The organism is Pseudomonas sp., from assembly GCF_050739935.1.
GTDB lineage: Bacteria > Pseudomonadota > Gammaproteobacteria > Pseudomonadales > Pseudomonadaceae > Aquipseudomonas.
The window spans coordinates 1-20,641 of the sequence record NZ_JBOICF010000078.1; the positions used below are offsets into that span (position 1 = coordinate 1).

A 20,641-nucleotide genomic window follows, 5' to 3' on the forward strand; every position below is an offset into this window, starting at 1 on the left:
GCTGGCGAATGCGGTGGGTCAGCTACAGATGAGTAGGCTGGAACTGCGCTTTCGCCAGCAAGCCGGCTCCTACAGGTAATCCATTCCAATCCGAAATCGACCAACGGCGAATCGGCGAATCGGCGAATCAGGCCATCACCCCGCCATCCACCCGTCATCTACCGGCAGCGTAGCCCCGGTGATGGATGCCGCCGATTCGCTGCACAGGAACACGATCAGGTCCGCCACATGACTGGCCTCGACGAAACGCCCGGTCGCCTGCTTACCTTGCAGAAACTTGCGCGTTGCCGTCTCGCGGTCCAGTTGTTCCCGGGCCATCAGCGCGGTCAGGCGACTTTCGATGTTCGGCGTCAGCACCGAGCCCGGACATACGGCGTTGCAGGTGATGCCCTGCCCCTGGGTTTCCACGGCCACGGCGCGAGTCAGGCCCAGCAACGCGGTTTTGGTGGTGACGTAATCGATACGGTTGGCGATGGCGCGTGAGCCATAGGCCGAAGACAGGTTGAAAATGCGTCCCCATTGACGCTCACGCATGCCGGGCAAAACCCGCTGGATTGCGCGAAACGCTGCCGTCAGATTCACCGCCAGTGCCTGATCCCAACGCTCCAGCGGAAATTCGGCCAGCGGAGCGAAATGCCTCACCACGGCGTTATTGATCAGCACATCGACACTGCCCGCCACGTCGAACAACCTTTCAATTTCTTCGGGCACCGATAGATCTGCCTGCACGTAGCTGACTCGCACATCATGGGCCAGCATCAGTTCATCGCACGTTTGGCGCATGTCTTGCGGCGTAGCAAGACCATGCAATATCAGGTTGCATCCCGCTGCGGCGAGACCTCTGCCCATCGCCAGACCGAGGCCGTCGGATGAGCCGGTCACCAACGCTGTACGGCCCTTCATCTCCCCGCTCCGTTGGCGTCGATCCGCACGGCGAACGAGGGATCGCCCGGATCCACCGGCGCAAAACGATTCATCACATCAGGATCATGCCCCGGTACCACCACCGCGCCCGGACGCTGCAGCCATTGGCGAATCTGCTCGTAGCCCTGGTACATATCGGCCAGGCTGTCGAGTACGGCAAACGGCCGGTCCTGTTCCAACTCGTCGTAATAATGAATAGCGTCCGACGCGAGAATCACCGGGCCTTCAGGCATTTCCACCACCACCGCCATCTGCCCGGGCGTGTGGCCGCCGATTTCGTACAGTTCGATGCCGGGAATCAGCGTGTTGCGCGGCTCATCCAGCAAGGTGATGCGGCCGTCGCGATGCAGCGCCTGAATGCGCTCGATGTCCAGCGGGTCAATGTGATGGGCATACTGCGGCCGCTTGCCCATGTCTGTGCCCCAGAACTCGAACTCGCGGCGCGACATGACGATCTGTGCATTGGGATAAAGCCCCAGATTACCGGCGTGATCGTAATGCGCGTGGGTCAGCACCAGCAGCTTGACCTCCAGCGGGTCGATCCCCAGCCGCGCCAGCGCATCGGCAGGTGCTACCACCGGTTGTCGACGCCGCGCGGTAGCCGCTTCGGGGCTGAATCCGGTGTCGATGACGATGGTCTGCTCGGCATTGCGGAAGATCCAGAAGAAGTAGTCCATGGTGATTTCCGCATCCGGCTCACGATAGGCGCGAAAGTTGTAATAGCACTCGCTCTTGGTGGTTTGCCGGGTGCCGTAACGCACCACGATCACTTCAGGGTCAGTCCAGTTCGGTCTGACAGTCTTCGCTTGCGTGTTCATGCAGAAACTCCAAATAGAATCAGGCGAATTCAGGTTTTGATTTCTCGATGCACAGGCTCCACGGGAAGCGGCGCGGTCGCGATGTCTTCCAGTGATCGGTTCTTGGTTTCAGGACCGATCGCGCCGACGATCACTGCCTGCATTAACAGCGTGCCGACGATCAGCGAGATCACCCCGACGATGCCGAAGCCGGCGAACACCGCCGCGATCGCGTAAGGCACGAGGATGTTGACGCCCCGGCCAATGGCATTGCACAGGCCGGCGCCCCGCAGCCGCAGCTCCGTTGGAAACAGCTCGGGCACATAACTGGCCACGCTCAACGACGACAACACATAGATACAGGCGGTAATGGCGAAGCCGGCAGCAATGATCGCCGTCTCGGATTCGGCGAACGGGTAGCTCACACCGAAGCCGATGCCCACCAGCGAGAACAATACGATGCCCCACTTGCGCCCCAGCCGTTCGGCCAGTGCGAAGGCGATCAGCGAGCCCAGCGGGCCGCCGGCGAACATCAGTGTGGTCAGGCCCAGCGAGTTTGAGACGCTGTGGCCTTGTTGCACCAGAAAGGTTGGAATCCAGCTGACGAAGGCGTAGTTGACGGTAAACAGAGCCACCAGCACGGTGATCCCGGTAATGGTTCGGCTCAGAAGTCGGCGCGAGAACAGCTCACGCATGCGCGTGGGCGGGGTTTGGGCCTGTGACGTTATCTGGATCGGAGCAACGCTACCGGGATTGACCCCACAGCGAGCCTCGATGCTGGAAACGATTTTATCGGCCTCCATGTGGCGCCCCTGGGATGCCAGCCAACGCGGCGACTCGGGCATGTTTTTACGCAGGAACCAGACGATCAGCGCGCCTACTCCGGCAATGGCAAACATCCAGCGCCAACCGAAGCGAGGAATGATCAGCCAGCCGAGAAATGCCGCCAGGAACAACGAAGTGTTGATGATCAGATTGAGGATGGTGCCAAAGCGTCCGCGCCATGCTGCCGGGATGAATTCGCTCAGCGTGCCGTAGCCCACTACGATTTCCGCGCCCATGCCCACGCCCATGACCAGCCGGAAGAAAATCAGCCAATACACCGAAGGAGACAACGCTGCGGCGATGGAGGCGAATCCGTAGATCCCGAGGTTGAACTGATAGGTGAACCGACGCCCGAAGCGATCGCCGAGTACACCGGACAACCAGGCCCCTGACATCATGCCGATGAAGGTCACCGAGACGAATGTAGCGTTCAGCGCCAGGGTGGATTCGTGGTTGTTGATCAGCGCCGCGAGCACCGAACCGGCAATGTAGATATCGAATGAGTCGAAGAACATGCCGGCAGCGATCAAACCTAGCAAGCGGTAGTGAAACCCCGACAACGACAACCGGTCCAGCCGTAGGCCGATACTTGATGCTGTGTTCATGTGCGTTCCCCGTCGTTATTTTTATAAGGCTGCGGTGGGCGAGGTTATTGCGCGTCGTGGCTGTTTGGAGCGAGCGCATGTTCCAGCATGGGTGCTGCGACCAGCGCGCCATGAATGCCAATAACGCTGACGATCTCGAGCATTTCCATGAGCTCTTCCTTGGTCGCGCCATAACGCAGGGCGTTGCGCATGTGCAGCTTCAGGCCCGGTACGTAGAGGTGCGTGGCGGCCGCGTCGAACGCGCAATACATCAGCTCCTTAACCTTGGGCTCCAGCACGCCGGTGCGCCAGGGCACCGAAGAGAATTCGACGTAGGCTTCGAACAGCTCCGGGTCCAGCTCCAACAGCCCTTCCCACGAGGAATGCCAGTAGCCGCGGTTTTCGATGAAGCTGGTTTTCAACGCTTCTCGCCGGGCATCCAGAGGCTCGGGGCCGTCGCGCATGCCCTCTTCTTCCAGCACTTCCAGCAGCACAGGCACGCCGACGTTGGAGGCGTGAATGCCGACGGTGCTGATCAACTCCAGCACTTCCATCAATTCCTCGCCCGTGGCGCCGTGGGCCAGGGCGACCCGTAGATGTTCATGAACACCGGGACGAAACAGATGCGTCGCGGCGGCACTGGCCGCCAGCGCAATGAACGCCTTGACCTTGAGCGGCAGATGATTCTTGCGCCACGGGACAGCGGCGAAGCCTGCGTAGGCTTCGACAAAGCCGGGGTCCAGACGCAGCATGCTGTCCCAGGCCAGATTCCAGATGCCGCCGCTTTGGGCGAAGGCATCTTTGGCCTGTTGTTGTTTTTGTGTGAGGCTCATGGTGTTCCTCTTGTGATCAAGTCTTTGCAATACGGTCGTGCCCGCGTGCAGGACAACGGTTGCGAACGCAGCACGGCTTGCCGACGGTGGCGTTCTTCCACGCGCCGCCTGACTCTGTACGAGCCGACTTGCTGGCGGCAGCGATCCAGCGGGCGCCGCCGGCAAGCCGGACTGCCACAGGTGCTGGACGAACCAGGCCCCCCTTGTGGGCGCGAATTCATTCGCGATTGGCCTGTACATCCGATAGAGCCGGGTCAGTACCACCGCATCGCCAATGAATTCGCTCCCCCCAGGACGTGTGGAAAGTCCCGGCTAACCGGCGTGCCAACGGGATCTACAGGTCATTCCGCACCACGCAAATAGTCCACATCCGCCACCGCTTCCTGCCATACGGTCTTGCCGATGGAGGTGGCGGTGTGAACCATGAAGTTCTTGGTATTGGCGCCATGCCAGTGCCGTTCGTTCGGCCCGATCCACACCGTGTCGCCCTGGCGAATCACCTGCGGCTCACTGCCCTCCAGACAAATCCAGCCACTGCCCGCGGTGACGTACAGCACTTGGCCCTGTTCGTGGTAATGCCAGAACGTGCGCGCGCCGGGGTTGAACGAGACGTTGTTGATCGTCACCCCGTCGGTGGTCGGCATCACCGGATCGGCCCAGACCACACCGGTGAATGTGGCGCCGCGCTGTTCGGAAATCGCGCCTTCGACAGCGCCGTGAAAAACCTTCATACCTTGTCTCCTTTCACCGATTCTTCAGTCGATTCATGCAGGCGCACCCCACCGGACATATCGCCGATGGCGTCCACCACTCTGTTGCTGATCTGATCGCCGTAGCCGAGCGCCACTTGCAGGCCGAAACTGGCCAGCGGACCCGAGGCATTGAGCGAGGCGACACCCAGTTCACGGGCCCGGTCCAGGTACAGCACTACGTCCTTGCTCATCAATTTGCCGGTCAGGCCGCCTTCCAGGTAATTGCCGTCGACGATGTGCGGAAATCGGTTGAGCGTGGCGAAATTCACCCCACTGCTGCTGTTCAGCACATCGAGCAGGCGGTGCAGATCCAGGCCGGCCTTCTTGCCGGCGACCATCACCTCGGCGGTGGCCGCCAGGCTCACTGCGTTGAGGAAGTTATTGAGCAGTTTGGTGGTATGCCCGGCCCCGCTTTCACCCATCAGGAACACCTTGCTGGCAATGGGTTCGAAGACCCAGGCCAAGGCCTCGACCGTCGCTGCGTCGCCACCGACCATCAGCGTCAGCGCGCCCTTTTCCGCAGCCGCTGCACCACCGGATATCCCGGCGTCGATGTACTGCACGCCGCGCTCGGCAAACAGACCGTGCAGGCGAATTGTCGAACTGGCGGCGGCAGTGCTGAGGTCGACGATGATCTGCCCTTCGCGACTATGGGCCAGCAGCCCGTGCGGTCCTTCGACGACGGCCTCGACGACTTTGCTGTCCGGCAGCGACAGCAGGATCACGCTTGCTTCGGCAGCGATTTGTGCAACCGATGCCGCCACCTGCGCGCCTGCGTCCATGGTCCGCTGAGTATCTGTGTCATAACCGAGCACGTTGAGCCCGGCATTCACCAGGCAGCGCGTCATGCGCCCGCCCATGTTGCCCAAGCCAATGAAACCCAGGATTGTGTTGTTCACGACGACTCTCCTCACTTGCAGTGAATCCTAGAAATCCACGTCTTTGGTTTCCGGCCCCATCCAGGCGCCGATGGTGGCGATCACTCCGCCAATCACCAGCAGTACGGCGGGCGTGACGTTGAACGGCATGAATTCGCCGAGCCAGGCCATGTAGAAGGCGTAGAACGACGGGATGATCACAGACAGACTGAAGCCGACCCCAAAACCGGTGGCGCGCACGTCGGTCACGAAACGTTCGTTGATGTAGGTCACGATCACACCCCAGGGCGCGGTGACCAGCACCGACAGCACGCAGACCAAGACGATGACCATTGGCAGCGAAAGCCCCTGTACGGTGCCCAGCACATAGATGATTGCCGCGCCCACCGTGGCGATGATCGGCCCCAGGGTGATGAAGAAGCGCCGCCGGCCGATCTTCTGACCGATCATTCCCGAGCCGATGTAGCTGAAAAACAGCACCGAATAGGCGATCAACAAGGTGCCGGTGACTTCCAATCCCGAGAGGTGCAATGTGTTTCTGAGCAATCCGGTGGGCAGGAAAATGGTGATGATGTTCTGGGTCAGCCAAAAGCCGGTCATCATCAACAGCACCTGCAGCAGATTGCGGCCGCTCTTGCCTCTGAGCAGATCGGTCAGTGGCAGTTTTTCCCGGGGCTTGTTGCCGGCTTCGCTCTCCCAGATTTCCGATTCCGAGACCGCGTACACGTAATACAGCGCCAGCACTCCGGCCAGCACCGCGCCAATCACGAACGGAATGCGCCAGCCCCACACCACGTAAGGCGAGCCTGGGCCATCGAGCGGGAACAGCATGAACATCAGCATCGCTACCAGATTGATGCTGACGTACGCCAAGGGAAAACCGGCGATGATCAGGCCGCCGACGAAGCCGCGCTGATGTTTCTTCGAATATTCGATGGCCAACGGCATGGCGCCTGTGTAGCCGCCACCAAGGAAAATCCCGTCGACGAAACGCAGCAGCACCAGCGCCCAGTACGATGCAATCCCGATGCTCTCGTAGCCTGGCAACAGGGCGATCAGCAGCGTGACCACACCAAACCCCGACACCGAGTAGATCGACGCCATGCGTCGGCCGGTCTTGTCGGCGATCATGCCGAACAGCAAGGCGCCTATCGGGCGCCCCAGCAGCGTAGTGATGAACACCAGCGAAGCGAGGATCGCGGCCATGCCTGGCGACAACTGCGCAGGTTGAAAGAAGAACAGCACCGGGGACAACACCACCACCGGCAGGTAGATGTCGAACATGTCGATGTATTCGGAGAAGAAAGCACCCTTGATGGCGTTTCTTCTTTTCTTCTCTATCGACTGCTCGGTTTCAGCCACCGAGCTGGCTGGGGCGTATGTGCTCATGACGTTGTCCTTATAGTTATTGTCGGACGCAAGCATTGGGTTGTGTTGGCTTCAGGGCGCCGAGACTTCCGCCTCATAGGCCTTGATCGCGTCCGAGGCCACGCGAAAGGCGGCAAGCCCCAGTGGGGCGCCGCAGTACACCGCCGCCTGCATCAGCACGGCGCGGATCTCGTCCTTGGTCACGCCATTGCGCAGCGCCCCGCGTACATGAACGCTCAGTTCATGGTGCTGACTCATGGCAGTGAGCATGGCGATGTTGATGATGCTGCGGGTCCTGAACGACAGCGTCGGATCGCCCCAGATCTCGCCCCAGCAATATTCGGTGACCAGCTTCTGCATCGGCCGATTGAAGTCGTCTGCCGCCGCCCAGGACTTCTCGACGTGACGGTCGCCCAGCACTTCCTTACGGTTGTTGAAGCCTTGGTTGAAGCGTTCGTTGTCTTCCATCGTCTTACCACCTTTATTCGTACGATCGACTGATTGTCATACAACTAAAACAGCGAAATTTTTTTGAGTGACGGCACCCATACCTGCGATGAGTCAGGCGCCGTAACCCACCAGGGATTTCACTTCCAGGTATTCGCGCAGACCATACTCGCCCCACTCGCGGCCATTGCCGGAGCGCTTCACGCCGCCGAACGGCGCGGCGAAATCGGCGGGCGGATAATTCAGGTGCACGCTACCGGCCTGCAATTGCCGAGCGACATCGCGCGCCCGTTGCTGATCGGCCGACTGCACATAAGCGGCCAGGCCATAGTGGGTGCCGTTGGCGATGGCGACCGCATCCGACTCGCTTTGGTAGGCAATCATCGACAGCACCGGGCCAAAGATTTCTTCCCGGGCGATAGTCATCTGCGGCGTGACGTAAGCGAACACCGTCGGCCTGGCGTAGTAGCCCTTATGGATGCCGTCTGGCAGACCTACTCCGCCCGTCACCAGTTGCGCACCTTCGTCGATACCGGTCTGGATCAAGCTCTGCACCCGGCGAAACTGCGCGCGATTGACCAAGGGGCCAAGCTGCGTGGCTTCATCGGTGGTGGCGCCGACGCTATAGCCTTCGGCGGCGGCCTTGGCAATCTGGATCGCGTCATCCATCAGCGCGCGCGGGATCAGCATGCGCGTCGGGATCGAGCACGATTGGCCGCTGTTGGTGAAGCACGCCGCTACACCACGGGTCACGGCGTCTTCCAAATCAACGTCGTCGAGCAGAATGTTCGCCGACTTGCCGCCCAGCTCCTGCGCCACACGCTTGACCGTATCGGCTGCGGATTTGGCGACCAGCACGCCAGCCCGGGTCGAACCGGTAAAGGACAGCATGTCGATATCGGGATGTGCCGACAGCGCCGCACCCACGCCCGGCCCATCGCCATTGACCAGATTGAACACGCCCGCCGGCACACCCGCCTCATCCAGCACCTGGGCGAACAGCAGGCTGCTCAGGGGCGAATATTCGCTGGGTTTGAGGACCATGGTGCAACCGGCTGCCAAGGCTGGCGCGACCTTGACCACGATCTGATTGATCGGCCAGTTCCACGGGGTGATCAGGCCGCAGACACCCACAGGCTCATGACGCAGCAACGTGCTACCCAGCGCTTCTTCGAACTCAAAGCGTTGCAACACCTCGATCATCTGATTCAGATGAAGCCAGCCGCGCGGCACCTGAAACTTTCGCGAAAACGTGATTGGCGAGCCCATCTCCACGCGCATGGCCTGAGCGAACTCTTCCTGACGACGTTCGTAGATCGCGACGATGCGTTGCAGCAAGGCGATGCGCTCGGCGACGCTGGTCTTGGCATAATCCGGCAGGGCTCTGCGGGCGGCGGCCACGGCACGGTCCACGTCACTGGCATTACCCAGAGCCAGGCGCTCGACCACGGTTTCGGTGGCCGGGTCGATTACGTCGAACCAGGAAGGCGATGCGGGTTCGACCCAGCGCCCATCAATGTAAAAACTGGCGGCATGTGACATGACAACGGGCTCCTTCACTCGCCTTCCTTGGCCAGCATGCGGTACATCTCGGTGTGATCGGTGGTCGGCGTGGCGTTCTGCGACACGTCGTTCCACACCTTGATCGCGCTCTGGCCAAACGTCAGTGGGTAGTCCAGCGCATCCGACAGGCCCTTGGCGATTTTCAGGTCCTTGTTCATCAGCAGCATGGAGAACCCCGAACCGAAGGAGCCACTGAGCATGAATTGCTTGGCTTTGTTCAGCGAGGTGTTGCTGCCGCCGCTGGAGGCATTGAGCACATCGACCATTACCTCCGGCTCGATACCGAAGCGTTTGGCGACATGCAGCGCTTCGACAGTAGCCATCAGGCCCGCTGCCGAGACGAAGTTGTTCAACGCCTTGGCGGCATGGCCGGAACCCGCATCGCCAATGTGCAGAATGTTCTTGCCCATGGCATCCAGCACCGGGCGACAGCGTTGCATTATGTCCGCATCGCCGCCGACCAGAATCGCCAGGCTGCCATCAACGGCGCGTTTGACTCCGCCGGACACTGGCGCATCCAGGTATTGCAGGTTGAGGGATTTCAGCTTCTGGCCCAGGTCGCGAGAACGTGCAGGCTCCGAAGAGCTCATGTCGATCACTACAGCGCCGGGTGCCAGGGATGCAGCCCATCCCCCCTCGCCCAGCAGCACCGACTCGACAATATTCGAGTTGGGCAGCATGGTGATCAGGACGTCGAGGGCATTGGCGTTGTCGGGGGTCAGTGCGCTAGCCTTCAAGGTCGCCTGTACGTCGCTCAAGCGCCCGGCATCGGCGTCTGCGAGAAACAGTTGAAATCCGGCCTTGGCCAGACAGGCGGTCATCGGTGTGCCCATCATGCCCAGTCCGATGAAGCCGATCCGTTGCGGTTGCGTCATGGTCGTGCCCTTTGATTTTTATGTTCTTGTTGATCGGGTCGAGGCGGCGTCTTGCGGTTTTCCCTCGACGTTCGTGAGCAGGTGAGATAAAACTATATGACTGTCATACAATCGGTCAATAGGCTGATTTGAGGTTTCATGGTTTACAGTTTCCTTCCCGTAGCATCCTTGATGGAGTTGAACGAATGATTGTCGAACTGCGTACTTACCACTGCGCCCCTGGCCGACTCCCGGCCTTGCATGAGCGTTTCACCGGCACCACGCTGGGTTTTTTCGAAAAGTACGGGATCAAGCAGATTGGTTTCTGGACCAACCTGACCGGCGCGACCAACCAGTCGCTGACCTACCTGCTGCAATGGGAAAGCCTCGCCGAGCGCGAGACGAAGTGGAATGCGTTTCAGAGTGATGCCGAGTGGATCGCTAAACGGGCGGCGAGCGAGGCGCAGGCGATTATTGTCGAGCGCATCGAGAATCAGTTTATGACGCCGACGGGGTATTCGGCGTTGCGATGATCGGGGGGCTGTCTGACGGGAGATTGGGTTCTGTCTGCGGCAGATCATCCCACGTTCGGCGGTGTCTGGGCTGGCGCGTAAAAGAGCTGTAGCAGCACGGCTTGCCGGCGGCGGCGTTTGTAAAAATCGCTACCGCCGGCAAGCCGGGCTGCTACAACGTTATGCGCTCGGGATAATGCGATACGCATTCCGACGCTTGGTTACTGAGCCGAATGCCCAGCGGTGCTCGCGAGCAATTCGAGCACGTTCTTCGAAGCATTTTCGACATGCAGCAACGCCGCCGCGCAGGCCCCCTCTTCGTCGCGCAGCTGGATGTTTCGCACAATCTCTTTGAGTTCCGCCAGGGTATGCGGCATGCGCCCCTCGCGTCCCAGAGACAGCGCGCGCAGCAGACTCACGCGGTTGTTCAGTTGCTCCAGCATCCCGCCCACTACCCGGCTCTGCTCGATGTCCAGCAGAACGTGGTAGAAGCGTCGTTTGATATCCAGCAGCGTGGTGCCGTCGAGGCTTGCGGTGCGGGATTGCTCGACGAATTCATCGAAGACTTCAGCCAGCTCACCGATATCTTCATCCGTGGCATAACGCACGAAATTGCGCACGGCCAGGACTTCCAGCGCGCCGCGCACGTCGTAGATCTGCACCGCATCGTTGGCGTCGACCGACGCGACATAAGCACCGCGATGCGGCACTTGCTCCACCAGTCCCTCCGCCTCCAGTTGCCGCAATGCTTCACGCAACGAGGTACGGCTGACATCCAGCGCCGTATAAAGCTGCTGCTCCACCAGCCGATCACCGGGTTTGAAACGCCCCGAGATGATTTCATTGCGCAGTGCATCCTGCACTTGATGCCGCAAGGACGACGCCTGGCGTAGTACTTTCATGCTGTATTCCTGAAGACCCGTGAATGTCATGGCTGCGCTCCTCGTCAAGAACGAGAAGCGCTTTTGGCTTTGATTGAGGGGCCGATCTTCATGATTCAGCCCGCGCAAAACAATCGTATTGTATTACAGGTCGTTTCGGAAAAATAAATCAGAAATTCCCCTTCAATGCTTTCAGACCGCCCTCATAAACGTCTAGAAACAGCGCTTCGGCTTGCGCATCGGAAATGCCATCGGGGGTGAAGGTGCCCGACCAGTCGACCCGTGCGCCCTGATCGCCATCGGCAGTGACCTTGAGGGTTGCCTGGTAATGGGTGACCGGAAACGGCCCCTGGGTGATCGAGTAAGTATAAGTGCGGGCCTGGTCGTCAAACGACAGCAGGCGCTCGCTGATCTGCGCGCCGTCCTGGGTGGTCAGATGACGAACCCGCCCGCCTTCGTCGGGTACGCTTTTGGCAATGAACGGCAGCCAGTCTGGCAAGGAGCTGAAGCCGCCCACCAACTGCCAGACCTGATCAGGCGAAACCGGGATGTTAACGGATGCAGATGCTTGAGCCATGGTGACCTCCAATGATAGTGAAGCGCAGCTTAAGGCCGCTTTCGGACCTCGTACAAGCCGTCAATCGATGTTCCCCACAAAAGGAAAGATTCCTGTCTACGACTTCCGGCGATGACAATAGAACTTCTGTAGCAGCACGGCGTGCCGGCGGCAGCGATCTCAAGGCGCCAGCGCCGGCGAGCCGGGCTGCTACAGGTGAGTGAGGCAAGGCCTTGGCGTCGCCTTGATCACTTGGCAGTGAACGCCGAGTAGCTGTTCATCAGGTTGCGGTAGTTCGGGATGCGCTCGGACAGCAGTTTGGCCAAGCCTTCCATGTCGTTGCGCCAGTCGCGTTGCAGCTGGCAGGCGACCGAGAACCAGTTCATCAGTTGCGCGCCGGCAGCAGTCATGCGGACCCAGGCGGCTTGTTGCACGACTTCGTTGAAGGTGCCGGACGCATCGGTCACCACGAACACGTCAAAGCCCTCTTCCAGCGCGCACAGGGTCGGGAACGCCACGCACACATCGGTCACCACACCGGCGATGATCAGTTGCTTGCGCCCGGTGGCCTTGATCGCCTTGACGAAATCCTCGTTGTCCCAGGCATTGATCTGGCCGGGACGGGCGATGTAGGGCGCGTCCGGGAACATTTTTTAGTGTCCCGGCACCTTCGCTACCGGCGACCAGTCCGACAGCACGGGCACTCCGGGCGGCGCCAGATCATCGAATTCACCGGAGGCGTACACCACCTTGCCGTCGACGATGGTCAGTACCGACTCGATCCACTTGATCGACTCCTCCAGCACGCTGAAAAAATCCTGTGACAAGGCCACCACGTCTGCCAGCTGGCCGACCTTGATCTGGCCTTTCCTGCCCTGTTCCGACGAGAACCAGCCACTGCCGCGGGTGAACAGTTCCAGCGCGGTCTCGCGGGACAAACCTTCCGGATATAGCTCCAGACCGCCCACGGTCCCTCCAGTACAGCGAGGTCCACGGGTTGTAGCTCGAGACGCGGGTGGCGTCAGTACCCGCGCACACCGGTACACCTTCGGCAAGCATGCGTGTGATCGGTGGCGTGTGCTGACCGGCCTTGGCGCCATAGCGCTCGACGAAGTACTCGCCCTGAAAGGCCATGCGGTCCTGAATCGCGATACCGCCACCCAGCGCCTTCACTCGCTCTATGTTCTTCGGCGTGATGGTTTCGCAATGCCTCGATCCCCGAGGGAAACATCGAGATTAGGACGGCAGCGGAAGCGGTGATTCAGTTGGCGCCGTTCGGCCAGGGGGGATTCCGTGTGGGAGCCTATTCATTTGCGGGAAGTTCGGGCTGCCGGGACGTCTTCGCTGCCTGTCACGCCCTCTCGCGAATGAATTCGCTCCCACAGGTATCGCGGTCTCGGGCCCCGCCTCAATTACTCTCCTGCAGCTGGCCCTTGCGCTCCATGATCATCCGCTCTCCGCTGTCCTGACGTTGTTGTTGCAAAGAATCGCCGGTGCCGCTGGAGGACGGCGCTGAAGATGCGCCGCCACCCGTGCCAGGTCTCAACGCAGGATTGGTGGGGCCTATATTGCTCCCGTTCACGCCGTTCTGACCGCCGGAGTTATTCACGCCGCTGGCGCCAGGGGCCGTCGTATTATTGCTGTTGCTGCCATTGGTATGAGCGGCGTCGGTGCTGTTGCTGTTCGTGCCATTGGTGCCGGTGGCGTTGGTATTGCTGCTGTTGCTGCCATTGCTGTTCGTGGCATTGGTACCGTTGGCATTCGTACCGTTGGTGCCAGTGGCATTGGTGTTGCCGCTGTTGGTGCCGTTAGTCCCTGTCGCGTTAGTGTTGCCGCTGTTGGTGCCGTTGGTCCCTGTGGCATTGGTGTTGCCGCTATTGCTGCCGTTAGTCCCTGTGGCGTTGGTGTTGCTGCTGTTGGTGCCGTTGGTCCCTGTGGCATTGGTGTTGCCGCTATTGCTGCCGTTGGTGCCAGTTGCGCCAGTACCCGCCGTCCTACCGACTCCACCGCCTCCCGCGCCTGCTCCTGCCGAACCACCACCGCCCGCTCCCCCGCCGCCAATTCCGGAGGCGGCAAGCATGACAGACGATGAGTCGGGATACTGAGCCATGGCGCCGCTCGATGCAGCAGCCACGGCGACAAACAACAGAGGCATCAACGTCTTGCGCGAACTGATCATCTTCATCTCTCCAGAGTTACCCCGAGGGTCTTTTCTTTCGAGGTCCGGCGATCGTGAGCGTTCGATTTTTACGAGGGAACGGACATCATGTATGGAAGCAGCACAGCTTGCTGCATTCGAAATGCCGAAGACGCTGCATTCGGCAAATCGGACGGCCACAGGCTGCGCATACCCTCAATACCTTGGCTTAACGGCCTTCCAGTCCGCTTTGTATTTTTGCATTTGCTTGACGTCATCACGCTGGCGTATGCCGCAGCTCAGGAACTGGTCGTTGAGCTTGCCCAACTGGTCATAGTCCAGTTCCAGACCGAGGCCCGGATCGCGGGTGATCTTCACGCAGCCGTCGATGATCGGCAGCTTGCCGCCCTTGATCACTTCCTCGTCCGGCTCCTGCCATGGGTAATGGGTGTCGCAGGCGAAATCCAGATTTGGCAACGCGGCGGCCACGTGGGCCATAGCCATCAGGCTGATGCCCAGGTGCGAATTGGAGTGCATCGACACGCCAAGGCCAAAGGTTTCGCACATCTTCGCCAGCGCCTGGGTATCACGCAGACCGCCCCAGTAATGATGATCGGCAAGGACGATCTGCACACTGTTCAGCGCCACGCTGCGTCGGAACTCGTCGAAATCGGTGACCACCATGTTGGTCGCCAGCGGCAACCCGGTGCGCTTGTGCAGCTCGGACATACCGTCCAGGCCCGGTGTCGGGTCTTCGTAATATTGCAGGTCATCGCCCAGCAGTTCGGCCATGCGAATCGAGGTCTCCAAGGACCAGTTGCCGTTCGGATCGATGCGCAGCGGGTAACCGGGAAAGGCTTTTTTCAGTGCCTTGATGCATGCCACTTCGTGCTCCGGATCCAGTGCGCCGGCCTTGAGCTTGATGCTCTTGAAGCCGTACGCCTCGATCATGCGCCGGGCCTGGGCGACGATCTGTTCCTCGCTCAACGCCTCGCCCCAGCTGTCAGGCGCATAAGGCGAATCGGCGTGTTGTGCGTATTTGAAGAACAGGTAGGCGCTGAACGGCACCTGATCCCGCACCGCGCCACCGAGCAGATCCACCAGCGGCAGGTTCATCGAGCGTGCCTGCAGATCGAGAAACGCGACTTCAAACGCCGAATAGGCATTGCTCACCGCTTTACTGGCATGGGAACCAGGGGCCAGCTCGGCACCGGCGATGCTGGCAGGCTTGTTGGCGGCGACCGTGGCTTTGACCACCTCACGCAATCGGTTGAGGTTGAACGGGTCCATACCGACCAGTTGGCTTTGCAACTGCTGCTGGATCGCCAGCGCCGGGGCGTCGCCATAGCTTTCGCCCAGACCGATGTAACCGTTATCGCTTTCCACCTCGATAATCGAGCGCAGGGCGAAAGGTTCGTGAATGCCGCTGGCATTGAGCAGTGGAGGATCACGAAAGGCAATCGGAGTGACGGTGACACGCGTGATTTTCAAAAGACTTCTCCCGGTCGATCAGGGTTTGAGGCTTGGAGTGGAAGTGAGGGTGGCGGCAACACGCTGTGAAACCGTTTTTTCAACTGGCGGGCGGCTCTGGTCGCGGCGAGGTTTATCCCGCGACTCTCCTTTGGGCGTCATACGGGCGAAGAAAATCACCACGGCAGCCACCAGCGACGTGATCGCCAAGCCATACATGCCGCCTTGAATGGAACCTGTAGTCTGTTCGAGGAAACCGAATGCGGTCGGGGCGACGAAGCCGCCGAGATTGCCGACCGAGTTGATCAGCGCAATCACCGCCGCCGCGATGCGCGCATCCAGATAGCCCTGGGGAATCGGCCAGAACAGCGCGGACGCCGCTTTGAAACCGATCGCTGCAAAGCAGATGGCGACGAAGGCGAATACCGGGCCGCCAATGGTGGACATGAACATGCCGCAGGCGGCGATCACCAGTGTCACGGCGACCCACGCTTGCTGATGCTTGAAGCGCGCGGCCAGCGCTGCGAAGCCGTACATGGCGACAATCGAAATGATCCAGGGAATGGAGTTGAACAGACCGACGTCGAAGTCGCTCATGCCGCCCATTTTCTTGATCATGCTCGGCAGCCAGAAAGTGGCGCCATAAATGGTCAATGCCACCGAGAAATAGATGAAGCAGAACAGCAGGATCTGCCGGTCAGCCAGCAGCTTGAACATCGAGGGTTTGACCAGTTGCGCCGCCTCGCGAGCGCTCTGCTCTTGTTCCACTGCCGTGGTCAGCGCTTGCTTCTCTTCTTCACTCAACCACTTCGCTTCGCTGGGATGCGACTGCAGCCAGAACCAGACGAAACCGCACAGAACGATTGAGGCAAAGCCTTCAATCAGGAACATCCACTGCCAGCCGTGCAGACTCAGACCATCGATGCCGAGCAGCGCACCGGACACTGGCCCCGAAATCACCGAAGCCACTGCCGAGCCGCTGAGGAAGATCGCCATTGCCTTGCCGCGCTCACTGGAAGGCAGCCATTGCGTGAAGTAATAAATGATGCCGGGGAAGAAACCCGCTTCGGCCGCACCGAGGATGAAACGCAACACATAAAAGCTGGTTTCCCCGCGCACGAAGGCCATCGCCATCGCCGCCGCGCCCCAGGTGAGCATGATGCGGGTCAGCCAGGCGCGAGCGCCGAAGCGTTGCAGGAGCATGTTGGAAGGCACTTCGAACAGCGCGTAGCCGACGAAAAACAGCCCGGCGCCAAGTCCATAAGCAGCGGCACCAATGCCCAGGTCGGTTTCCATGTGGCTGCGCACGAAGCCGATGTTCACCCGGTCGATGTAGTTGACGATGAACATGATGACGAATAGCGGCAAGACATGGCGCTTCACCTTGGAAGCCGCACGTGCAAGCACCGAGACGTCCGCAGCGGGAAGGACATTATTCAAGAGGCAACTCCCGTTCATTGTTTTTTTGGGGATGAGCCGATAATGGACGCTGGTATTGTTCCCGTCTAATCTAGATTGACTGTTGATTGATACCCGGAATATATCAATGTTCGAACTCGCCCAATTGCGCTGCTTCGTTACGGTGGCGACTGAACTCAATTTCCGTCGCGCCGCCGAACGCCTGAACATGACTCAACCGCCTCTAAGTCGGCAGATCCAGCTGCTGGAACATCATCTGGGCGTCGAGTTGTTTACCCGCAGCACCCGCAGCGTGGCATTGACCGCTGCCGGTCGGGCGTTTTTCATCGAGGCGCAAAACCTGCTCGAACGCGCGCAGCAAGCCTCCCTTGCGGCCCGCCGCTTTGCCGAAGGTGACATCGGTTCGGTGACCATCAGTTTCGTGGGCAGTGCGGTATATGAGTTTCTGCCCAAGGTCATCGCCGAGGCGCGCCTTAGCCAGCCGCATGTGAAGATCTCCCTGACCGAGATGAACACCTACTCGCAACACGAGGCGCTGCGCGCCAGACGTATCGATTTGGGCATCGTCCGTGCGCCACTGCTGCAGACGGGCTACGAAACCGAATGTCTGGTGCGCGAGCCTTTCGTTCTGGCCGTGCCTGGCAGCCATCCGTTGGCCAATGCCGATGCAGTTTCGGTGCAGGACCTGGATGCCCAGCCGTTCCTGATGTATTCGCACTCAGCCTATCCGCCGTTCAACGAGTTGCTGACCGGCACTCTGCGCTCGGCTCAGGTGGCACCGGAGTACGTGCAATGGCTGGGTTCCTCGCTGACGATTCTGGCGCTGGTCAATGCAGGCATGGGCCTGGCGCTGGTGCCTCGCTGCGCCACCAACGTGGTATTCAGGAACGTGGTTTTTCGCGACATCGATCTGGGCGAAGGTGTGCAGAGCGAGCTGCATCTGGTGTGGCGTTCGGATAACGACAACCCCGCGTGCATGATGCTGCTGGAAGCGATCCGGGCGGCGGTCAAAGCCGAAGCCGCTTGACGGGTGCGGCGCTAAAAGCACGCCGCACTCGAACAAGCGTCAGGTGCGTTGCGCGGTAGTTGTTGCATCGGCCACCGGTGACGGCTCCGGCGTGACCGACAGCGGCTCGATCTTGCCGACGATAAACAGATAGCTGAACGCGCCCAACAACGCGAACGCCCCGGCAGTCATCAGCGGTGCCGTGAACGAGCCATTGCTCATTACCAGCATGAAGCCGGTGAACGTGGTGATGAAGATCCCGGCGGTGTTGGACGCGAAGTTCTGGATGCCGCCGATCGAGGCTACGTGGGCCGGGCTTGGCGCAACGTCAGCCGGCAAGCACCAGATACAGGAGCCGGCGAACGCCAGGCTCGCATAAGCCAGACTGAAGAACCCCAGCATCACGTAGGTGTTTTCCGTGAACACGGACAGCGAAATGCTCGACGACATCAACATTCCTCCGACGATGCAGGTCTTGCGCGCAGCGGTCAGGCTCCAGCCCCGGCGATACAGCGCGTCGGAAGTCAGGCCGCCGATCCAGCCGCCGACAACCGACGCAATCGCCGGAATGGTGCCCAGCGTACCGAGCGACTTCAGCGAGAAACCGCGCTCGGTGACCAGATAGGTCGGAAACCAGGTGATGAAGAAGTAGATCACGAAGTTCAGGCAGAAGAAGCCGAGCATCATGCCCCACAGGGTGCGGTAACGAAACAGCGACACCCACTTGACCTTGGGCCGCGCGGCGAGCATCGCGGCCTTGCCGGCTTCATGCTGCTCGATCGCGGCAACCGCCTTTGGCTCCTTGTAGATCAGGAACCAGCCGATTACCCAAATCACTCCCACTGCGCCGGTAATCACGAACGAAGCGCGCCAGCCCCAAAGTTCAATGATCAGTGCCACCAGCGGGATCGATAACGCCGAGCCGACCCGCGAGCCACTGTCGAAGATACTGGTGGCGAAACCGCGCTCTTTCACGTCGAACCACTGACTGACGATCTTGGCGCAGGACGGGTAAGCCCCGGCCTCACCAATGCCGAGCATCAAGCGGCAGCCGAACATCGCCGCCAGACTGCTGGCTATGGCCGTGGCTGCCGTGAACAGCGACCACCAGGCTACCGCCAGAGGCAACGCGATCTTCGCGCCGACTTTGTCGACGAACCAGCCAAAGGGCATTTGCATCAGTGCGTAGGTCCAGAAGAAACCGCTGAGCAGCAGGCCCATTTGCCCTGAGCCCAAACCGAGTTCTTTCTGGATATAGGGAGCGGCCACCGCGAGGTTGGCCCTATCGACGTAATTGATGGCTACGGCAAGGAAGCACAGAAAAATGACCAACCAACGACCTTTCTGCATAGCGAGTCCTCCTGATTATTTTTATGAGTAAGACTTCGTGCACGCTTCGGGCAGGGCCTGGGAGCCGCTCTGAGCAGAATCTTTCGATGAATTAACACCACATCGAAAACCGTAGATTGGCCTGACCAAATACCCGAATGCAGCCGATACTAGCCCCGAAAACCGAGTTATGGAAATCAAATACTGGTTTTTTTCGCAGATTTATCCCTCAACGGTTGCCATTTGCATAATTTGGCCTGACCAATCTATGCTTCGGCGACTCGGCTTCCGCTCGCCGCGCAAGCGACCGCTCCCGGCCTGGCGCTACGAAACTCACAACAACAAGGAATCAGCGATGAAGATGACCTTCCGTTGGTACGGGCAAAACGACCCCGTTACCCTGCAGTACATCCGCCAGATCCCCGGCATGACCGGCGTGGTGTCGGCCATTTACGACATCCCGGTTGGCGAGGTATGGCCGCTTGCGAAAATCGCCGAACTGAAATCCACCGTGAACGCCCATGGCCTGGAACTCGAGGTGATTGAAAGCGTGCCGGTTCACGAAGACATCAAGCGTGGTCTGCCAAGTCGCGACCGGCTGATCGAGAATTACGGCCAGACCTTGCGCAACCTGGCGGCCTGTGGGGTCAAGGTGGTCTGCTACAACTTCATGGCGGTGTTCGATTGGACGCGCTCGACTCTGGCGATGGAGCTGCCGGACGGCTCGACCACCCTGGCGTTCGACGTTGCGGTCATCGAGCAGGCCAATCTGGACGAAGGCATCAGCCTGCCGGGCTGGGACGTCAGCTACGAGCCTGAAACCCTGCGCGCATTGATCAACGAATACGCTCAGGTCGATGAAGACACCCTGCGCGAGCGCCTGGCGTATTTCCTCGAACGCATCATTCCGGTCGCCCGTGATGCAGGGATCAAGATGGCGCTGCACCCCGACGACCCGCCGCGCTCGATGTTCGGCATGCCACGGGTGGTGAAGAACCGTGAGGATCTGGCGCGGATCATGGCCATGGTCGACGATCCGGCCAACGGCCTGACCCTGTGCTCGGGGTCACTGGGTGCCGACCTTGGCAACGACATTCCATCGCTGGTCCGTGAGTTCGGTGGCCAGGGCCGCATCCATTTCGCCCACCTGCGCAATGTGAAAGTCAATGCAGCCGGCGACTTCCACGAAACCGCGCACCGCTCCGAGGATGGCTCGCTGGACATGGCCGAGATCGTCAAAGCCTATGTCGAGACGGGTTTCGAGGGGTATTACCGCCCCGACCATGGCCGCATGATCTGGGGCGAAACCGGCAAGCCGGGGTACGGGCTGTACGACCGAGCCTTGGGCGCGGTGTATTTGAATGGGTTGTGGGAAGGGATTCGCAAGAGTTTGCCGACGGCGCATTGAACCTACGCCTTACGCGTTTCTGCTTCTGATTCTGGCCGGAGGCCGTAGGAGCAAGCTTGCTCGCGAAGGGGCTGGTACAGCCAATGTAGGTTCTGAAG

Annotated in this window: 19 protein-coding genes and 2 pseudogenes; 3 read left to right on the forward strand and 18 right to left on the reverse strand. The window is 60.2% G+C overall.

The window, feature by feature from the left end; translation table 11 throughout:
• Nucleotides 1-135: 135 nt before the first annotated feature.
• The 10 genes from ACRER8_RS15530 to ACRER8_RS15575 form a co-directional block, all read right to left on the reverse strand.
• Entirely contained in the window at nucleotides 136-903 is a 768-nt protein-coding gene (locus ACRER8_RS15530) for an SDR family oxidoreductase (protein WP_431747122.1), read from the reverse strand.
• Complete coding sequence (locus tag ACRER8_RS15535) at nucleotides 900-1,742, reverse strand: N-acyl homoserine lactonase family protein (RefSeq protein ID WP_431747123.1); 843 nt, start codon at nucleotides 1,740-1,742, stop codon at nucleotides 900-902. The genes ACRER8_RS15530 and ACRER8_RS15535 overlap by 4 nt, the downstream gene beginning before the upstream one ends.
• Nucleotides 1,743-1,771: 29 nt before the next feature.
• Complete coding sequence (locus ACRER8_RS15540) at nucleotides 1,772-3,151, reverse strand: MFS transporter (RefSeq protein ID WP_431747124.1); 1,380 nt, start codon at nucleotides 3,149-3,151, stop codon at nucleotides 1,772-1,774.
• 44 nt (nucleotides 3,152-3,195) lie between these two features.
• On the reverse strand, nucleotides 3,196-3,963 hold the full coding sequence (locus ACRER8_RS15545; RefSeq protein WP_431747125.1) for a carboxymuconolactone decarboxylase family protein: 768 nt from the start codon (nucleotides 3,961-3,963) through the stop codon (nucleotides 3,196-3,198).
• A gap of 341 nt (nucleotides 3,964-4,304) precedes the next feature.
• Nucleotides 4,305-4,694, reverse strand: coding sequence for a cupin domain-containing protein (locus tag ACRER8_RS15550; RefSeq protein ID WP_431747126.1), 390 nt, complete (start codon nucleotides 4,692-4,694; stop codon nucleotides 4,305-4,307).
• Nucleotides 4,691-5,614 carry an NAD(P)-dependent oxidoreductase gene (locus tag ACRER8_RS15555; RefSeq protein WP_431747127.1) on the reverse strand — a complete coding sequence of 308 codons (924 nt, stop codon included), beginning with the start codon at nucleotides 5,612-5,614 and terminating at the stop codon, nucleotides 4,691-4,693. The genes ACRER8_RS15550 and ACRER8_RS15555 overlap by 4 nt, the downstream gene beginning before the upstream one ends.
• A gap of 27 nt (nucleotides 5,615-5,641) precedes the next feature.
• Nucleotides 5,642-6,982: an MFS transporter gene (locus tag ACRER8_RS15560; RefSeq protein WP_431747128.1), complete on the reverse strand. Its 1,341-nt coding sequence runs from the start codon at nucleotides 6,980-6,982 to the stop codon at nucleotides 5,642-5,644.
• A gap of 51 nt (nucleotides 6,983-7,033) precedes the next feature.
• Complete coding sequence (locus ACRER8_RS15565; RefSeq protein WP_431747129.1) at nucleotides 7,034-7,429, reverse strand: carboxymuconolactone decarboxylase family protein; 396 nt, start codon at nucleotides 7,427-7,429, stop codon at nucleotides 7,034-7,036.
• A 93-nt stretch (nucleotides 7,430-7,522) separates the two neighbouring features.
• The gene (locus ACRER8_RS15570; protein WP_431747130.1) at nucleotides 7,523-8,950 is read right to left on the reverse strand and encodes an aldehyde dehydrogenase family protein; all 1,428 of its coding nucleotides are present in this window, start codon (nucleotides 8,948-8,950) and stop codon (nucleotides 7,523-7,525) included.
• A gap of 14 nt (nucleotides 8,951-8,964) precedes the next feature.
• Nucleotides 8,965-9,846, reverse strand: a complete 882-nt coding sequence (locus ACRER8_RS15575) for an NAD(P)-dependent oxidoreductase (protein WP_431747131.1) — start codon at nucleotides 9,844-9,846, stop codon at nucleotides 8,965-8,967.
• Between the two features lie 185 nt (nucleotides 9,847-10,031).
• On the opposite strand from ACRER8_RS15575, the gene ACRER8_RS15580 reads away from it, so the two are divergent.
• Nucleotides 10,032-10,358 carry an NIPSNAP family protein gene (locus ACRER8_RS15580; RefSeq protein ID WP_431747132.1) on the forward strand — a complete coding sequence of 109 codons (327 nt, stop codon included), beginning with the start codon at nucleotides 10,032-10,034 and terminating at the stop codon, nucleotides 10,356-10,358.
• 200 nt (nucleotides 10,359-10,558) lie between these two features.
• Here the strand turns inward: ACRER8_RS15580 and ACRER8_RS15585 are convergent, their stop codons facing one another.
• The 7 genes and pseudogenes from ACRER8_RS15585 to ACRER8_RS15615 form a co-directional block, all read right to left on the reverse strand.
• The gene (locus ACRER8_RS15585; RefSeq protein ID WP_431747133.1) at nucleotides 10,559-11,239 is read right to left on the reverse strand and encodes a GntR family transcriptional regulator; all 681 of its coding nucleotides are present in this window, start codon (nucleotides 11,237-11,239) and stop codon (nucleotides 10,559-10,561) included.
• 148 nt (nucleotides 11,240-11,387) lie between these two features.
• Nucleotides 11,388-11,795: an SRPBCC family protein gene (locus ACRER8_RS15590; RefSeq protein WP_431747134.1), complete on the reverse strand. Its 408-nt coding sequence runs from the start codon at nucleotides 11,793-11,795 to the stop codon at nucleotides 11,388-11,390.
• Nucleotides 11,796-12,022: 227 nt separating this feature from the next.
• Nucleotides 12,023-12,427 (reverse strand): annotated as a pseudogene (locus ACRER8_RS15595) (isochorismatase family protein); the annotation flags it as partial.
• Nucleotides 12,428-12,947 (reverse strand): annotated as a pseudogene (locus ACRER8_RS15600) (amidohydrolase family protein).
• Nucleotides 12,948-13,182: 235 nt separating this feature from the next.
• On the reverse strand, nucleotides 13,183-13,953 hold the full coding sequence (locus ACRER8_RS15605) for a hypothetical protein (protein WP_431747135.1): 771 nt from the start codon (nucleotides 13,951-13,953) through the stop codon (nucleotides 13,183-13,185).
• A gap of 174 nt (nucleotides 13,954-14,127) precedes the next feature.
• Nucleotides 14,128-15,402, reverse strand: coding sequence for a glucarate dehydratase family protein (locus tag ACRER8_RS15610; protein WP_431747136.1), 1,275 nt, complete (start codon nucleotides 15,400-15,402; stop codon nucleotides 14,128-14,130).
• Between the two features lie 18 nt (nucleotides 15,403-15,420).
• Entirely contained in the window at nucleotides 15,421-16,839 is a 1,419-nt protein-coding gene (locus ACRER8_RS15615; RefSeq protein ID WP_431747137.1) for an MFS transporter, read from the reverse strand.
• 88 nt (nucleotides 16,840-16,927) lie between these two features.
• Here ACRER8_RS15615 and ACRER8_RS15620 point away from each other — a divergent pair, with 88 nt between their 5' ends.
• Nucleotides 16,928-17,827 (forward strand): LysR substrate-binding domain-containing protein, encoded by a 900-nt coding sequence (locus tag ACRER8_RS15620; protein ID WP_431747138.1) that lies wholly within the window; start codon nucleotides 16,928-16,930, stop codon nucleotides 17,825-17,827.
• Between the two features lie 39 nt (nucleotides 17,828-17,866).
• On the opposite strand, the gene ACRER8_RS15625 is transcribed toward ACRER8_RS15620, so the two are convergent.
• Nucleotides 17,867-19,156, reverse strand: a complete 1,290-nt coding sequence (locus tag ACRER8_RS15625; RefSeq protein WP_431747139.1) for an MFS transporter — start codon at nucleotides 19,154-19,156, stop codon at nucleotides 17,867-17,869.
• Nucleotides 19,157-19,490: 334 nt separating this feature from the next.
• Between ACRER8_RS15625 and uxuA the strand changes: the two genes are divergently transcribed.
• Nucleotides 19,491-20,543, forward strand: a complete 1,053-nt coding sequence (gene uxuA / locus ACRER8_RS15630; protein WP_431747140.1) for a mannonate dehydratase — start codon at nucleotides 19,491-19,493, stop codon at nucleotides 20,541-20,543.
• Nucleotides 20,544-20,641: the final 98 nt, after the last annotated feature.

What these genes read in the sequence shown, in the direction of transcription:
- ACRER8_RS15535 (WP_431747123.1), bottom strand. Translation starts at nt 1,742, where the DNA reads ATGAACACGCAAGCGAAGACTGTCAGACCGAACTGGACTGACCCTGAA.
- ACRER8_RS15550 (WP_431747126.1), bottom strand. Translation starts at nt 4,694, where the DNA reads ATGAAGGTTTTTCACGGCGCTGTCGAAGGCGCGATTTCCGAACAGCGC.
- ACRER8_RS15575 (WP_431747131.1), bottom strand. Translation starts at nt 9,846, where the DNA reads ATGACGCAACCGCAACGGATCGGCTTCATCGGACTGGGCATGATGGGC.
- ACRER8_RS15560 (WP_431747128.1), bottom strand. Translation starts at nt 6,982, where the DNA reads ATGAGCACATACGCCCCAGCCAGCTCGGTGGCTGAAACCGAGCAGTCG.
- ACRER8_RS15570 (WP_431747130.1), bottom strand. Translation starts at nt 8,950, where the DNA reads ATGTCACATGCCGCCAGTTTTTACATTGATGGGCGCTGGGTCGAACCC.
- ACRER8_RS15620 (WP_431747138.1), top strand. Translation starts at nt 16,928, where the DNA reads ATGTTCGAACTCGCCCAATTGCGCTGCTTCGTTACGGTGGCGACTGAA.
- ACRER8_RS15585 (WP_431747133.1), bottom strand. Translation starts at nt 11,239, where the DNA reads ATGAAAGTACTACGCCAGGCGTCGTCCTTGCGGCATCAAGTGCAGGAT.
- ACRER8_RS15580 (WP_431747132.1), top strand. Translation starts at nt 10,032, where the DNA reads ATGATTGTCGAACTGCGTACTTACCACTGCGCCCCTGGCCGACTCCCG.
- uxuA (WP_431747140.1), top strand. Translation starts at nt 19,491, where the DNA reads ATGAAGATGACCTTCCGTTGGTACGGGCAAAACGACCCCGTTACCCTG.
- ACRER8_RS15540 (WP_431747124.1), bottom strand. Translation starts at nt 3,151, where the DNA reads ATGAACACAGCATCAAGTATCGGCCTACGGCTGGACCGGTTGTCGTTG.
- ACRER8_RS15605 (WP_431747135.1), bottom strand. Translation starts at nt 13,953, where the DNA reads ATGATCAGTTCGCGCAAGACGTTGATGCCTCTGTTGTTTGTCGCCGTG.
- ACRER8_RS15615 (WP_431747137.1), bottom strand. Translation starts at nt 16,839, where the DNA reads ATGAACGGGAGTTGCCTCTTGAATAATGTCCTTCCCGCTGCGGACGTC.
- ACRER8_RS15625 (WP_431747139.1), bottom strand. Translation starts at nt 19,156, where the DNA reads ATGCAGAAAGGTCGTTGGTTGGTCATTTTTCTGTGCTTCCTTGCCGTA.
- ACRER8_RS15565 (WP_431747129.1), bottom strand. Translation starts at nt 7,429, where the DNA reads ATGGAAGACAACGAACGCTTCAACCAAGGCTTCAACAACCGTAAGGAA.
- ACRER8_RS15530 (WP_431747122.1), bottom strand. Translation starts at nt 903, where the DNA reads ATGAAGGGCCGTACAGCGTTGGTGACCGGCTCATCCGACGGCCTCGGT.
- ACRER8_RS15545 (WP_431747125.1), bottom strand. Translation starts at nt 3,963, where the DNA reads ATGAGCCTCACACAAAAACAACAACAGGCCAAAGATGCCTTCGCCCAA.
- ACRER8_RS15590 (WP_431747134.1), bottom strand. Translation starts at nt 11,795, where the DNA reads ATGGCTCAAGCATCTGCATCCGTTAACATCCCGGTTTCGCCTGATCAG.